Origin of the sequence: Streptomyces sp. NBC_01498 (assembly GCF_036327775.1) — a bacterium.
Lineage (GTDB): Bacteria > Actinomycetota > Actinomycetes > Streptomycetales > Streptomycetaceae > Streptomyces.
Genome location: NZ_CP109598.1, coordinates 1590222 through 1604964, shown reverse-complemented (window position 1 = coordinate 1604964; position 14743 = coordinate 1590222). Strand labels below are relative to the sequence as shown.

Annotated in this window: 10 protein-coding genes; 7 read left to right on the top strand and 3 right to left on the bottom strand. The window is 74.2% G+C overall.

The window, feature by feature from the left end; translation table 11 throughout:
- Window positions 1–111 precede the first annotated feature (111 nt).
- Window positions 112–4785, bottom strand: a complete 4674-nt coding sequence (locus OG875_RS06615) for an ATP-dependent helicase (protein ID WP_330173300.1) — start codon at window positions 4783–4785, stop codon at window positions 112–114.
- A gap of 190 nt (window positions 4786–4975) precedes the next feature.
- Here OG875_RS06615 and OG875_RS06610 point away from each other — a divergent pair, with 190 nt between their 5' ends.
- The 5 genes from OG875_RS06610 to OG875_RS06590 all read left to right on the top strand — a co-directional run bounded on the left by OG875_RS06610 (window position 4976) and on the right by OG875_RS06590 (window position 8853).
- Window positions 4976–5806 carry a helix-turn-helix domain-containing protein gene (locus tag OG875_RS06610; RefSeq protein WP_330173299.1) on the top strand — a complete coding sequence of 277 codons (831 nt, stop codon included), beginning with the start codon at window positions 4976–4978 and terminating at the stop codon, window positions 5804–5806.
- A gap of 246 nt (window positions 5807–6052) precedes the next feature.
- Window positions 6053–6961 carry an AzlC family ABC transporter permease gene (locus OG875_RS06605; protein ID WP_330177623.1) on the top strand — a complete coding sequence of 303 codons (909 nt, stop codon included), beginning with the start codon at window positions 6053–6055 and terminating at the stop codon, window positions 6959–6961.
- Window positions 6958–7269 carry an AzlD domain-containing protein gene (locus tag OG875_RS06600; RefSeq protein ID WP_330173298.1) on the top strand — a complete coding sequence of 104 codons (312 nt, stop codon included), beginning with the start codon at window positions 6958–6960 and terminating at the stop codon, window positions 7267–7269. The genes OG875_RS06605 and OG875_RS06600 overlap by 4 nt, the downstream gene beginning before the upstream one ends.
- Window positions 7270–7391: 122 nt before the next feature.
- Window positions 7392–7586, top strand: coding sequence for a DUF3046 domain-containing protein (locus OG875_RS06595; RefSeq protein WP_330173297.1), 195 nt, complete (start codon window positions 7392–7394; stop codon window positions 7584–7586).
- Between the two features lie 25 nt (window positions 7587–7611).
- Window positions 7612–8853 (top strand): AI-2E family transporter, encoded by a 1242-nt coding sequence (locus tag OG875_RS06590; RefSeq protein WP_330173296.1) that lies wholly within the window; start codon window positions 7612–7614, stop codon window positions 8851–8853.
- A 71-nt stretch (window positions 8854–8924) separates the two neighbouring features.
- Here the strand turns inward: OG875_RS06590 and OG875_RS06585 are convergent, their stop codons facing one another.
- Entirely contained in the window at window positions 8925–9572 is a 648-nt protein-coding gene (locus tag OG875_RS06585; protein WP_330173295.1) for a response regulator transcription factor, read from the bottom strand.
- Entirely contained in the window at window positions 9572–10933 is a 1362-nt protein-coding gene (locus tag OG875_RS06580; RefSeq protein WP_330173294.1) for a sensor histidine kinase, read from the bottom strand. Before OG875_RS06580 ends, OG875_RS06585 begins: the two co-directional genes overlap by 1 nt.
- A 174-nt stretch (window positions 10934–11107) precedes the next feature.
- Between OG875_RS06580 and OG875_RS06575 the strand changes: the two genes are divergently transcribed.
- Together OG875_RS06575 and OG875_RS06570 are read left to right on the top strand one after the other, a co-directional pair.
- Window positions 11108–11857: an ABC transporter ATP-binding protein gene (locus OG875_RS06575; RefSeq protein ID WP_330173293.1), complete on the top strand. Its 750-nt coding sequence runs from the start codon at window positions 11108–11110 to the stop codon at window positions 11855–11857.
- The gene (locus OG875_RS06570; protein ID WP_330173292.1) at window positions 11851–14466 is read left to right on the top strand and encodes an ABC transporter permease; all 2616 of its coding nucleotides are present in this window, start codon (window positions 11851–11853) and stop codon (window positions 14464–14466) included. Before OG875_RS06575 ends, OG875_RS06570 begins: the two co-directional genes overlap by 7 nt.
- Window positions 14467–14743 lie beyond the last annotated feature (277 nt).

Genomic DNA, 14743 nt, shown 5'->3' with positions numbered 1-14743 from the left:
GCGTGCGCGGATGTACGAGGCGGGCCCGGCGCTCCGGCGGGATGCCGCTCGCCGCTCCCACCCGGGGCATGACGTCGGGTCGCCGGGCGGCGTGGGTCAGGGCGGCCCCGCTCAGGCCCGCAGACGCAGCCCCCTCGGGGTGGCGTGGAAGCCTGCCGCCTCCAGCACCCGGCCCACGGGTGAGGTCAGCGCCTGCTCCCCGTTGGCCCGCTCCACCGTGACCGTACCGAGCGCGCCGGCGCGGGCGGCGGACGCGAGGGCCTCGGCGGCCGAACGCAGCGCGGCGTCGTCGCCGGTGTCCGGATGCGCCGGGTCGGACCCGTTGGCTCCGTCCGCGGGCCAGGCGAGAAGGGTCTTGCCGCCGCGCTCCATGTACAGCGTCAGCGCCCCGTCGACGAGAACGACGAGCGAGCCCGCCTTGCGGCCCGGCTTGTGGCTCGCGCCCGTGGGCGGGTCGGGCCAGGGCAGCGCCGCCCCGTACGCGTTCGCGGGGTCGGCGGCGGCCAGCACCACGGCGCGCGGCGAAGGGTCGGCGGCGGCGCGGTCACGGGCCGTGGACGCCGCGCGCAGCCGGTCCACCGCGCCGTCCATGGCGAACTGGGCCGCGCCGAGCCCCTCGACGACATAGCCGCGGCGGGCCTGCCCGCTGTCCTCGAAGGCCGCCAGCACCCGGTACACGGCCGAGAAACCGCCCTCGACGCCCTCCGAGGCGACGGCGCCGCGCGTCACCACACCGTGCCGGTCGAGGAGTGTCCGGGCCAGCGCGTGGGCCCGGCGCGTGGTGTCCGGGTCGGCGTCCGGAAGCAGCGACCAGCGACCGCTCACGGTCGGCGGGCCCGTACGGGAGGCGGGCCGGGCGGCGGCGGTCAGGGTGCCGTAACGGCCGCGTGGCACGGTCCGTTTGGCGCGGTGGGCGGTCGAGCCCGCCGTGCGTCCGGAGCCGAGGAGGGAGCGCAGCGGCGCCAGGGTGTCGTTGGTCAGCCGTCCCGACCAGGCCAGGTCCCAGACGGCGTCGGCGAGTTGGGGATCGGTGGCGTCGGGGTGGGTGGTGGCCCGTACCTGGTCGGCGATCTGACGGAAGAACAGCCCGTAGCCGCCCGCCAGGGTGGCGAGGACCGATTCGTGGAGGGCCGTCAGTTCCAGGGGGTGCGGCGGCGGGAGCAACAGCGGTGCGGAGTCCGCCGGGTAGAGGGAGATCCAGCCGTCCTTGCCGGGCAGCGCGCCCGCCCCGGCCCAGAGGACCTCCCCCGTGGTGGTCAGTTCGTCCAGGAGCGTCGGGGCGTACCCCGCGACGCGCGAGGGGAGCACCAGCTTCTCCAGCGCGGACGCCGGGATCGGCGCGCCCTGCAACTGCTCGACCGCACGGGCCAGTCCGTCGATGCCGCGCAGACTGTGGCTGCCGAGATGCTGCCACTGCGGCAGGAAGGTGGCGAGGGCGGCGGGCGGCACCGGCTCCAGTTCGTGCCGCAGCGCGGCCAGCGAACGGCGTCGCAGCCGGCGCAGCACCGTGGCGTCGCACCACTCCTGGCCGATGCCCGAGGGGTGGAACTCCCCTTGGACGACCCTGCCGTTGGCGGCGAGCCGGTGCAGCGCGCCCTCGGTGACGGCGGGGCCCAGCCCGAAACGCCCGGCGGCGGAGGCGGAGGTGAACGGGCCGTGCGTACGGGCGTGACGGGCCAGAAGATCGCCCAGCGGGTCCCTGACCGGCTCGGTGAACGCCTCGGGGACGCCGACGGGCAGGGCGGTACCGAGCGCGTCACGGAGCCGGCCGGCGTCCTCGATCGCCGCCCAGTACTCCGCGCCACCGACGCGGACCCGGATGGCGCGGCGGGACGCGGCGAGCTCCGCCGGCCAGTCCGGCGCGGAGCCGCGCGCCGTCAACTCGGCGTCGGTGAGCGGTCCGAGTACCCGCAGCAGGTCGGCGACGCCCTCCAGGTCCTTGACGCGGCGGTCGTCGGTCAGCCACTGGAGTTCGCGTTCCAGCTCCTCCAGGACGTCGGCGTCGAGCAGTTCGCGCAGCTCGGCCTGGCCGAGGAGCTCGGCCAGCAGCCGTGAGTCGAGGGAGAGGGCGGCGGCGCGCCGCTCGGCGAGCGGGGAGTCGCCCTCGTACAGGAACTGCGCGACGTACCCGAAGAGCAGCGATCGGGCGAACGGCGACGGCTCGGTGGTCGTCACCTCGACCAGCCGGACACGGCGGGACTCGATGTCGCCCATCAGGTCGGTGAGGCCGGGCACGTCGAAGACGTCCTGGAGGCATTCCCGTACGGCCTCCAGGACGATGGGGAACGAGCCGAACTCGCTCGCCACCTGGAGCAGTTGGGAGGCGCGCTGGCGCTGCTGCCAGAGCGGGGTGCGCTTTCCGGGGCTGCGGCGGGGCAGCAGCAGGGCGCGCGCCGCGCACTCACGGAAGCGGGCGGCGAACAGGGCGGAGCCGCCCACCTGATCGGTGACGATCTGTCCGATCTCGCCCCGGTCGAAGGCGACGTCACCGGCGCCGACCGGTGCCTGCTCGTTGTCGTACGCCGCGTCGGGCAGCGCCGGGTCCTGGTCGAGGAGATCCAGGCTCAGCAGGTCGGCGTCGGGCAGCCGCAGCACGATGCCGTCGTCGGCGTGCATGACCTGGGCGTCCATGCCGTACCGCTCGGAGAGCCGGGCGCCGAGGGCGAGCGCCCACGGGGCGTGCACCTGGGCGCCGAACGGGGAGTGGATGACGACCCGCCAGTCCCCCAGGTCGTCCCGGAACCTCTCCACGAGGATCGTCCGGTCGTCCGGGATGTGGCCGCAGGCGCGGCGCTGCTCGTCCAGATAGGAGAGGACGTTGTCGGCCGCCCAGGCGTCCAGGCCCGCGGCGAGCAGCCGCAGCCGGCCGTCCTCCGTGGACAGCGCGCCCACCTCGCGCAGGAACGCTCCCACGGCGCGGCCCAGTTCGAGCGGCCGGCCCAGCTGGTCGCCCTTCCAGAAAGGCAGCCGGCCCGGCACACCCGGGGCGGGGGAGACGAGGACCTGGTCGCGGGTGATGTCCTCGATGCGCCAGGAGGTCGTACCGAGCGTGAACACGTCGCCGACCCGTGACTCGTACACCATCTCCTCGTCCAGCTCGCCCACCCGGCCGCCGCCTCCGCGGCCCTTGCCGCCGTCGGAGCCGGCGAGGAACACCCCGAACAGGCCGCGGTCGGGGATGGTGCCGCCCGAGGTGACCGCGAGGCGCTGCGCGCCGGGGCGGCCCGTGACCGTACCCGTCACCCGGTCCCACACCACCCGGGGGCGCAGCTCGGCGAAGGCGTCGGACGGATAGCGGCCCGCGAGCATGTCGAGGACGGCGGTGAACGCGGACTCGGGGAGCGCCGCGAAGGGCGCCGCGCGGCGCGCGAGAGCGAGCAGGTCGTCCGCCTGCCAGGTGTCGAGCGCGACCGTGGCGACGAGCTGCTGGGCCAGGACGTCCAGCGGGTTGGCCGGGATCCGCAGGGCCTCGATGGAGCCCGTGCGCATCCGCTCGGTGACGACGGCGGCCTGCACCAGATCGCCCCGGTACTTGGGGAAGACGACGCCCGTGGAGACCGCGCCGACCTGGTGGCCCGCCCGGCCGACACGCTGGAGGCCGGAGGCCACCGACGGCGGCGACTCGACCTGGACGACGAGATCCACCGCGCCCATGTCGATGCCCAGCTCCAGGCTGGACGTGGCGACGACGGCGGGCAGCCGGCCCGCCTTGAGGTCCTCCTCGACGCGGGCGCGCTGCTCCTTGGAGACCGAGCCGTGGTGGGCGCGGGCCAGGAGGGGCGGGGCGCCCTTGGCGGCGCCGGACTCGGCCATGATCTCGGCGGGGGAGTGGGCCTCGGGCATGGCCTCGCCCGTGGCCCGTTCGTACGCGATCTCGTTGAGCCGGTTGCACAGGCGCTCGGCGAGACGGCGGGAGTTGGCGAAGACGATCGTGGAACGGTGCGCCTGGACGAGATCGGCGATGCGCTCCTCGACGTGCGGCCAGATCGACGGCCGGTCCCCGTCGCCGGTGCCCCCGGAGTCCGCCGCCGGGGAGCCACCCAGCTCGCCCAGGTCCTGGACGGGGACGACCACCGACAGGTCGAACTCCTTGCCCGAGGGCGGCTGCACGATCTCCACGCGGCGCTGCGGCGAGAGATACCGCGCCACCTCGTCCACCGGGCGCACCGTCGCCGACAGGCCGATCCGGCGGGCCGGGCGCGGCAGCAGCTCGTCGAGCCGTTCCAGGGAGAGCGCGAGATGGGCGCCGCGCTTCGTCCCGGCGACGGCGTGGACCTCGTCCAGGATGACCGTCTCGACACCCGCCAGGGCGTCGCGCGCCGACGAGGTCAGCATCAGGAAGAGGGACTCGGGGGTGGTGATCAGGATGTCCGGCGGCCGGGTCGCCATCGCGCGCCGCTCGGCGGGCGGGGTGTCGCCGGAACGGATGCCCACCCGGATGTCCGGCTCGGGCCGTCCGAGGCGGACGGACTCCTGGCGGATACCGGTGAGCGGGCTGCGCAGATTGCGCTCCACGTCCACCGCGAGGGCCTTGAGCGGGGACACGTACAGCACCCGGCAGCGTTTGCGCGCCTCGGCCGGCGGGGGCACCGACGCCAGCCGGTCGAGGGCGGCCAGGAAGGCCGCCAGTGTCTTGCCGGAGCCGGTGGGGGCGACGACCAGCACGTCGGAGCCCTCGGCGATGGCACGCCAGGCCCCCTCCTGCGCGGCGGTGGGCGCGGAGAAGGCCCCGGTGAACCAGTCGCGGGTCGCGGGTGAGAACGAGTCGAGTGCGGTGCCGGACATGCCCCCATCGTGCACCCGACCACTGACAATCGCCCGGACCTGCGGAAACGGGCGGGGTGACGGGGGCCGGTTACGGGTTGCGGGTGGGGTGCCGTCGGCGGCCGGCCCCGTCGCAGGTCTGTCGGCGGGTGCGGGACGCCGGAACGGAACCTGGAGGTGGGGCGGGGCGGGGCCGGTGCAGACTGGGGGCATGGCGGCTCAGGAGCAGGCACGGCACTGGCGCTACCCGGAGCTGCCCGGCGTCGATCTCTTGCGGGCCCGGTACATCAGGAAGACGTTCGTCCGGCACACCCACGAGACCTTCGTCATCGCGGCGGTCACCCACGGCGTGGATGTCTTCCAGCACGGCGGCAGCCTCCAGTACGCGGGCCCCGGCTCCCTCGCCCTGGTCAACCCCGACACCCCGCACACGGGCCACGCGCAGGGGCCCGAGGGCTGGCAGTACGGGGCGGTCTACCCCTCGCCCGGCCTGGTCGCGGAAATCGCGGCGGAGACGACGCGGATCAGCGGGACCCCGGGCTTCGCCGCTCCCGTCGTCGCCGACCCGTACGCCGTCCACCTCGTCCACCAGGTCCTGCGCGCGGCCGACGAGGGGAACGCGCTCGCCGCCGACACCCTGCTGCGGGTCGCCGTCACCCGCCTCCTGAGACTGAACGGCGGCACACTGCCGCAACGTACGGTGCGGGGGGCGGGCGCCGGAACGGCGGCACGCGCGCGTGCCGTGCTGGAGGGGCGGCTGGCGGACCCGCCGTCGCTTGAGGCGCTCGCCACCGGCCTCGGCACCAGCCCGTTCGCCCTGCTGCGTGCCTTCCGGGACACGTACGGCATGCCGCCGCACACCTGGCTCACCGACGCGCGCGTGCGCAGGGCCCGGCATCTGCTGGACGCCGGGACAGCCATCGCCGAGGTGGCCGGTCTCGTCGGTTTCACCGACCAGTCGCACCTGACCCGGCACTTCACCCGGATCGTGGGGGTGCCGCCGGGCGCGTACCGCAAGGAGCGGACACCGCGCGCCGGCTGACGGCGCGGGCGGCGGCGGTGTGTGCAAGAACGTACAAGACGGGCCCCGGACCCGCCCCGTAGCGTCGGCGACGTGGCAGAACAGACAGCATCCGCAGACCGACCGCCCGAACCGCCGGGAACGACCGCACAAGCGGGAACGACCACCCAGACGGGAACGACCGCTCAGGCGGGAGCGACCACGCACGGGGCGGCGGGCGCCGCCGGGCAGCCGCGCCGGGACCCCGGACACGGCGCCGCGAACGGTATGGAGCAGCCGGGCGGCGAGACCGGTGCGGGGGGCTTCCGCGCGCCGGCGGACACCGCCCCGACGGCAACGGACACGGTCCCGACGGCAGAGGGAACCGTCCCGGCGGATCAGTCCGCCGCGTCGGGCCCCGAGCCGAAGCCGGACGCCGCCGTCGTCCGCGACGCGCTCGGTGTCGGAGTCGCCGTCGGCCTCTCCGGCTTCGCCTTCGGTGTCACCTCCGCGGGCGCCGGGCTCACCCTCCTACAGAGCTGCGCGCTCAGCCTGCTCGTCTTCACCGGCGCCTCGCAGTTCGCACTCGTCGGTGCCCTGGCGGCGGGCGGGAACCCGCTGACCGCCGCGGCCGGCGCCTTCTTCCTCGGCGTACGGAACACCTTCTACGGACTGCGCCTGTCCCAACTGCTCGCACTGCCGCACCTCGTCCGTCCCTTCGCCGCCCAGTGGGTCATCGACGAGACGACCGCCGTCGCGCTCGCGCAGCCGACCCGGCGCGCCGTACGGATCGGTTTCACGGTCACCGGGCTCACGCTCTACGTGCTCTGGAACCTCACCACACTGCTCGGCGCGCTCGGGGCCGAGGCCATCGGCGACACCGCCGTGTGGGGGCTCGACGCGGCCGGACCCGCCGTCTTCCTGGCCCTGCTCGCCCCCATGCTGCGGACCACGACGGAGCGTGCCGTCGCCGCCGTCGCCGTGGTCCTCGGACTCGGCTTCCTGCCCGTGCTGCCCTCGGGTGTCCCGGTACTCGTCGCCGCACTCGCCGCCCCCGCCGTGCTCTGGGTCGAAGGACGCCGCAGGGGTGGACCGACCCCGGACCGACGCGACACCCGCGACCGACACGACGCCGACGACCCGCGCGGCGCCTCCCACCGAGGCGCTGTCTCCGACCGAACGGAAATGGACCGTTGACCATCTGGATCGCCATCGGACTGACCGCGGTCGGCTGCTACCTCGTGAAACTGCTCGGTCTCCTCGTCCCGGCCGGTGCGCTGGAGCGCCCCCTCGTACAGAAGCTGTCCGCCCTCCTGCCCGTCGCGCTCCTGGCGGCCCTCACCGCGCAGCAGGCCGTGGGCGGCCCCGACGGGGCGCTGGTCGCCGACGCCCGGCTGGCCGGGCTCGCCGCGGCGGGGCTCGCGCTGGTGCTGCGCGCCCCGTTCCTGGTCGTCATCGGCGCGGCCGTCGCGGTGACCGCCGGAGTGCGGGCCCTGGGCGGCTGACCCGGAAGCCCGGAAGGGCGTAAGCACGGAAGCGCGACAGCGCGGAAGTTCTACGCCCACCGGCCCGGATGTCCGGCCGGCGCCCGCCCCGGCCGGACTCCACGGAGCGGGATACTGGAGCCATGCGGTTGACGAATTTCTGGGAACGGATGGCCGACCACTTCGGCCCCGCCTACGCGGACTCCTTCGCCCACGACCATGTGATGGCCGAGCTCGGCGGCCGTACGGTGCACGAGGCCCTGGCCGACGGCTGGGAGACGAAGGACGTCTGGCGCGCGGTCTGCGCCGCCATGGGCGTGCCCGCCGACAAGAGGTGACGTACGCGTACGCGACACTGGCCCCGTGTCACTGACCGACGAAACAGCACAGGACCCCCGGCCGGCCGACCCCGCGCCGTCCCCACCCGCGCCGGGGGACGGCGGTGACGCCGCCCGGATGCCCCGCTGGCTGCCGCGCGCCATGGTGCTCGCGCTGACGCTCGTCGCCTGCTTCCAACTGGGCAGTTGGGCGTTCCACCAGCTCATCGGGCTGCTGATCAACGTGCTGATCGCCTTCTTCCTGGCCCTGGCGGTCGAGCCGGCCGTCAGCCGGATGGCGTCGCACGGCATACGGCGCGGACTCGCCACGTTCCTGGTCTTCTTCGCCGTGCTGATCGCCTGCGTCGGCTTCGTGGTCCTGCTCGGCTCGATGCTCGCGGGCCAGATCATCGAGATCGTCGAGGAGTTCCCCCAGTACCTGGACGACGTCATCAACTGGATCAACCTGAGCTTCCGTACGGAGCTGTCACGCGTCGCCGTCCAGGACAGCCTGCTCCACTCCGACTGGCTCCAGCGCTACGTGCAGAACAGCGCGAGGGGCGTTCTCGACATCTCGACCACCGTGCTCGGCGGCCTCTTCCGGCTCCTGACGATCTTTCTGTTCTCGTTCTACTTCGCCGCCGACGGGCCCCGGCTGCGCCGCACCGTCTGCTCCGTACTGCCCCCGGCCAAGCAGGCCGAGGTGCTGCGCGCCTGGGAGATCGCGGTCGACAAGACCGGCGGCTACATCTACTCACGCGGCCTGATGGCGCTCGTCTCCGGCTTCGCGCACTACATCCTCCTGGAGATCCTCGGGATCACGTACGCACCGGTGCTCGCGGTGTGGGTGGGCCTCGTCTCGCAGTTCCTCCCGACCATCGGCACCTATCTGGCCGGTGCCCTGCCGATGCTGATCGCCTTCACGGTGAACCCCTGGTACGCCCTGTGGGTGCTCGGATTCGTCGTGATCTACCAGCAGTTCGAGAACTACGTCCTCCAGCCCAAACTCACCGCCAGGACCGTCGACATCCACCCCGCCGTGGCGTTCGGCTCGGTCGTCGCGGGTACGGCGCTGCTCGGCGCCGTGGGCGCGCTGATCGCCATCCCGGCGGTCGCCACCCTCCAGGCGTTCCTCGGGGCGTACGTGAAGCGGTACGACGTGACGGACGACCCGCGCGTGCACGGGCACCGGCGCCGGGGCAGCGGGCGCGCGCTCGCCCGGATGCGCCGGACGCTGCGCCGCGTGGGCGCGCGCGTGGACGGGCGCCGTGCGGGCGGCGGCGCCTGACGTCTCCCGGCCCGTGCTGGCGGCGGCGTCTGACGTCTCCTCCTGAAAGAGGCGGGTGGTTCGGGGAGGGATCAGGCGCCGCGCAGATACGCGAGTACCGCCAGGACACGGCGGTTGGTCGCGTCGGTCACCGACAGGTCGAGTTTGGTGAGGATGCTGCCGAAATGCTTGCTCACCGTCCCCTCGCTGACATGCAGCGCCCCGGCGACAGCCGAGTTGGACCGGCCCTCCGCCATCAGCGCCAGCACGTCCTGCTCACGGGGCGTCAGCCGCGACAGCGGGTCGCGGCGGTGCCGGAGCAACTGGCGTACGACCTCCGGATCCACGACCGTGGCCCCCTCGGCGACGCGGCGGACGGCGTCCACGAACTCCTCGACGTGGCCGATCCGTTCCTTCAGGAGATAGCCGACACCGGTGCCGTCCGAGGAGTCGAGCAGTTCCTCGGCGTACGCGCGCTGCACGTACTGGCTCAGGACCAGGACGGGCAGCCCCGGCTGCCGCTCGCGCAACTCCAGAGCGGCCCGCAGTCCCTCGTCGGAGAAGCCCGGCGGCATGCGTACGTCCGTCACCACGATGTCGGGCCGGTGCTCGGCCACCGCCGCGATCAGTTCGTCGGCGGTACCGGCTCCGGCGACGACCCGGAGCCCGAACCGTTCGAGCAGACCGACGAGTCCGTCCCGCAGGAGCACGCTGTCCTCGGCCAGCACGACACGCACCATCAGGCCCTCGTTCCCACGACGGGGCCCACGACGGGGCCCACGACGGGGCCCGGGGCTGGCACGGCCCCGGGGGCGGGCGCCACCCCGGGCGGGCAGGGAACCCGTACACGGAACACGGTGGGCCCGCCGGGCGGACTGACGACCAGCAGCCGGCCGTCCAGCACCGAGAGACGGTCCGCGACCCCTTGGAGGCCGCTTCCGGCGGCGAGGTCCGCGCCCCCCGACCCGTCGTCCGTGACCTCCACGACCAGTGCGCCGTCGGCGATCCGGCCGCGTACCTCCGCACGGGCGGCCCCGCTGTGCTTGGCCACGTTCGCCAGCGCCTCGGAGACCGCGAAGTACGCCGCCGTCTCGACCGGTTCGGGCAGCCGGCCCGGCAGGTCGAACCGGACGTCGACCGGCACCGTCGACCGGTCGGCGATGTCCTCCACCGCCTCCCTCAGCCCCCGGTCGGTCAGCACCTGGGGGTGAATGCCCCGGATCAGCTCGCGGATCTCCACCAGCGCCGTGTCCGCCTCGTCGTGGGCCCTCGCCAGCAGGCCCCGCAGCGGCTCGCCGGGATTCTCCAGTCTCGCCAGACCGAGCGCCATCGACAGGGCCACCAGCCGCTGCTGCGCGCCGTCGTGCAGGTCGCGCTCGATCCGGCGGCGTTCCGCCTCGAAGGCGTCCACCAGCCGGATCCGGGAACGGCCCAGCTCCTGGATCCGGGACTCGGCCGCGGCGTCGTACCGGGGCGACAGCAACCGGCGGGTGAGCGCGGCGCGTCCGGCGGCCACCAGACCGAGCGGATAGGCGAGGACGGGCAGCAGGAGCGCACCCGTCAGCGCCGCCGCGAAGACCTGCGGATACGAGTCGGCCAGCCAGACCTTCAGTACGCGGACCTCCTCGCCCCCGCCGGCCGTGGCCATCACGACGGGTGCGGCGAGCAGACCGCCGCAGACGCCGGCGACCGTCCCGAGGGCCACCGCCTCCAGGGGCCAGAACACGAAGGCGCACAGCAGCGCGTAGCCCAACTCCCGCCACGTGTTCGGCTCCTTGAGCCGTACCCGCACCCAGGCGGCCGGGCCCGTGCCGTCCGGATCGCGGTGCGGATCGGGCAGGACGACGGGATCGACGAGCCGCAGCCGGCGACGTTCCAGCGCGGCCAGCGGAATGCCCGCGAGCGCCAGCATCAGCAGCAGCGGAAGGCCGACGACGACCACCGCCAGCGCGCCTCCCACGACCGCCAGCAGGAGCAGCGAGACCAGGGTCGCCGCGCCGACGAGCGCACCGCTCAGCAGATACGCCGCGGAACGCCAGGGCCAGACGCCGAGGAGATAACGGGGCGCCCGAAGCGCCTGCCGGAGGCTGGTGGAGTGCATGGAGGCACGGTAGGCGGGCGCCGTACGGGACGGCCACCCAGCCGGCTCCACCATGCGCCCCGTACACCGCTCCACCCGCCCCGTGGCACCTGGCGGGGGGTGGAGACACCTCCACCACGCACCTGCCGTCCTGGTGCGATGTGCGCCGCGTCCGGCGCGGCTTGGGTGAGGGCCATGAACGACATCGGCACGAACGACCACGCCCTCCGGCTCAGATCGGTCACCCGGTCGTACGGGAAGGGCGCGACGGCGGTGACCGCGCTCGACCGGGTCACGTTCGACATACCCAAGGGCACCTTCACCGCCGTCATGGGCCCCTCCGGCTCCGGCAAGTCGACACTCCTCCAGTGCGCCGCCGGGCTGGACCGGCCCACCAGCGGGAGCGTGCTGCTCGGGGACCGGGACCTGACCAGGCTCAGGGAGCACCGACTGACCCTGCTGCGGCGCGAACGCGTCGGCTTCGTCTTCCAGTCCTTCAACCTGCTGCCCTCGCTCTCCGCCGAGCAGAACGTGGCGCTCCCGCTGCGCCTGGCCGGCCGACGGCCCGAACGGGGCGCCGTGCTCGACGTACTGGAGCGGGTGGGGCTGCGCGACCGCGCGGGGCACCGGCCCGGCGAACTCTCCGGCGGCCAGCAGCAACGTGTGGCGCTCGCCAGGGCCCTGGTCACCCGCCCCGACGTGCTCTTCGGGGACGAGCCGACCGGGGCGCTCGACTCCCGGACGGGCCGGGAGGTCCTGACCCTGCTGCGCGCCATGGTCGACGAGGGCCAGACCGTGGTGATGGTGACGCACGACCCGATGGCCGCGTCCTACGCGGACCGGGTCCTGTTCCTCGCGGACGGCGCGGTGCGCGGCGCCCTCGACGCCCCGACCGCGGACCGGGTCGCCGAGCGGATGACGGCCCTGGCGGTGGCCCCGTGCTGAGGTTCACGCTCCAGGGAGCGCGAGGGCGCTGGGTCACCTTCACCGGGTCGTTCGTCGCTCTCGCGCTGGGTGTGGGGCTCATCGCCGCCACCGGGCTCGCGCTGGCGGCCACGTTCCAGGCCCCGCACCGGGGGCCCGAGCGCTTCGCCGGTGCCCCGGTGGTCGTCCGGGCCTCGGACACCCTGCGCGTCTCCACACCGAACGGTGAGCGTACGCAGCGGCTCGCCGGCCCGTCGGCGGTGCCGGACCGCCTGGCCGCCGAACTGGCGCGGCTCGGCAGGACGGTGGAGGACCGGACGTTCCCGGTCTCGTTCGCCGGTGCCGCCTCCCTTGGAAGCGGCACCGACCGTACGGACGACAAGGACGGCAACGACGGCAACGACAGCGGAGACGGCGGGAACGACACGAGCGGCGGGGTGGTCGGGCATCCGTGGTCGGTCGCGGCGGCGACGCCGTACCGGCTCACGGAGGGGCGCGCGCCCGCGGCGCCCGGCGAGATCACCGTCGCCGTGGCCCCACCGGCGCGGGACGTCCCACGCGGACCGCACCGGTCCCAGGGGCGCGTGGCGGTCGGCGACCGTCTGCGGGTCGTCACCCCGGCCGGGATCGGCACCCGTACCGTCGTCGGCACGGTGGCCGCGACGGACTTCGAGAAGGCCGTGTTCTTCACCGAAGCCGAGGCCGCCCAACTCTCGCCCCGTATCGACGCGTTGGTGGTCCACGCGGACCCGGCGGACGTGCGGGAAGCGGTGCGGGGTGCCGTCACCGCCGGCGGGATCGGGTTCGACGTCCTGACCGGTGACGCACGGCGCAGGGCCGATCCCGACCCGGACCGGGACAGCGAGGCACTGGTCGCGGTGAACGCCCTGCTCGGCACGGCGGCGGGCATCACCTGCTTCGTCTCCGTCTTCGTGGTGGCGTCGACGTTCGCCTTCGCCGTGGCCCAGCGCAGACGCGAGTTCGGTCTCCTCCGTACGGCGGGCGCCACCCCGCGCCAGATACGGCGGACGGTGCTCACCGAGGCGGTTCTCGTCGCCGTGCCGGCCTCGGCCGCCGGCTGTCTGCTCGGTGCCGCCGGCGCGCCGCCCCTCGCCGCGTGGATGGTCCGCGGCGGTATCGCGCCGGCCTGGTTCGCGATCGGCGACCAGACCTGGCCCCTGCACACGGCCTTCTGGACGGGCCTGTGCGTGGCCCTGGCCGGTGTGGTGACGTCCTCCTGGCGGGCGGGACGGATCAAGCCCACGGAGGCCCTGCGCGAGGCCGCCGTCGACAGCGAGGCGATGCCCGTGAGCCGGCGGCTGCTCGGAGCCCTCGTCCTGCTGGTGGGCCTGGGACTGCTCGGGTGGTCGCTGGCGACCGATCCCGGCGAGGCCCTCAAGAGGAAGACGTACATCACCCGGCCGATGGTGCTGATCGTCGGCTTCGCCCTGTACGCGCCGGTGCTCGTGCCACCGCTGATCAGACTCGTCACCTGGCTGCCCGCCCGGCTCCCCGGTGCCACCGGCCTGCTGGCGCGCGAGAACGCGGCCACCGGGGTGCGCCGCACGGCGGCGATCGCCGCTCCCGTCCTGATCACCGTCGCACTCGCCGCCTCCCTCCTGGGGACGACGGCCACGATCGGCGCGGCCAAGGCCGCCGAGGCCACCACGCAGACGCGCGCCGACTACGTGGCGACCGCGCAGGACGAACGGGGCGCCCTGCCCGCCCCGTTCGTGGAACGGGCCCGGAACATCCCCGGCATCGTCGTGAGCGCCTCCCGCTCCACCACCGTGACCGCCCTCGAAGAGGACGTCGCCCTTGTCGAATCGGCGGCCAGAGCCGTCGAACCGGCCGCTCTCACGGCGGTGTCCCGGCTGCCGGTGGCGTCCGGCCGCCCCGCCGACCTCGACGACGGCGGCATCGTCGTCAACGAGGAGTGGCGGACCCGGACGGTCGGGCAGCGGGTCAGGGTCTGGCTGGGCGACGGGCGCGAGGCGACCCTGCGCATCGTGGCGGTGCTGCGTACCGGCACCGGCGACAACGGGGCGTACGTGACCCCGCGCAACGCCCCCGGCGCCCCGGTCGACCGCGTCGACGTCAGGCTGCGGGCCGGCGCGGACGCCGCCGCCGTCGACACGGCGCTGCGTGAGGCCGGGCGCGCGACGGGCACGACCGTTCTCACGAGGGAGGAATGGACGGCACGGAACCAGCCCCGGTCCAGCGGGAGCACCCGGCTCGGGATGCTGCTGATTCTGGGGATCGCCCTGCTCTACACGGGGATCGCGCTGGCGAACACTCTGATCATGTCGGTGTCCGACCGGGTCGGCGAACTCGCGCTGCTCCGGCTGGCCGGTGCGACGAAACCGCAGGTGCTGCGCCTGGTCGCGGCCGAGGCCCTGGTGGTGGTGGCCGTCGGTTCGCTCCTCGGCGCCGCCGTGGCCGCCCTGAACCTCCTCGGTCTGCGCGGCGCCCTCGCCCTGCTCTCCGTCCCCGCACCCCTCGTCGTGCCCTGGGGAGGACTGGGGCTGATGGTGGCGGCGAGCGCCGTACTCGCGGTGGTCGCCGCCGTCGTTCCCGCGCTGACGGCGCTGCGCACCAGGCCGGTCGAGTTCGCGGGGACGCGCGAATGAGTCGCGGCCACCGCCGCGCCGCCGTGTGCGGCGGCCTGTTGCCGCCTCAACGCCACATCGGGAACCTGCCCTGACCGTCCCGCTCCGGACCGGCCGGGCCGCGACACGCCCGCCGGAGATGTGCTTGACACCAAAATCGAACAAGCATTCTCATGGATCCGTGCCGGTTGACCGGAGGCCGCCGGAGCCGGAGTTATCCACAGGCCGGGAGGACGTCGAGGCCCATTGTCAGTGGCAGGGGATAGCGTCTTCGATGTGAAGCGATCGACACAAGCAA

Bases quoted from the DNA above. Each gene is read 5' to 3' on its own strand.
- OG875_RS06610 (WP_330173299.1), top strand. From the start codon at position 4,976: ATGGCGGCTCAGGAGCAGGCACGGCACTGGCGCTACCCGGAGCTGCCC.
- OG875_RS06580 (WP_330173294.1), bottom strand. From the start codon at position 10,933: ATGCACTCCACCAGCCTCCGGCAGGCGCTTCGGGCGCCCCGTTATCTC.
- OG875_RS06585 (WP_330173295.1), bottom strand. From the start codon at position 9,572: ATGGTGCGTGTCGTGCTGGCCGAGGACAGCGTGCTCCTGCGGGACGGA.
- OG875_RS06595 (WP_330173297.1), top strand. From the start codon at position 7,392: ATGCGGTTGACGAATTTCTGGGAACGGATGGCCGACCACTTCGGCCCC.
- OG875_RS06615 (WP_330173300.1), bottom strand. From the start codon at position 4,785: ATGTCCGGCACCGCACTCGACTCGTTCTCACCCGCGACCCGCGACTGG.
- OG875_RS06605 (WP_330177623.1), top strand. From the start codon at position 6,053: ATGGAGCAGCCGGGCGGCGAGACCGGTGCGGGGGGCTTCCGCGCGCCG.
- OG875_RS06575 (WP_330173293.1), top strand. From the start codon at position 11,108: ATGAACGACATCGGCACGAACGACCACGCCCTCCGGCTCAGATCGGTC.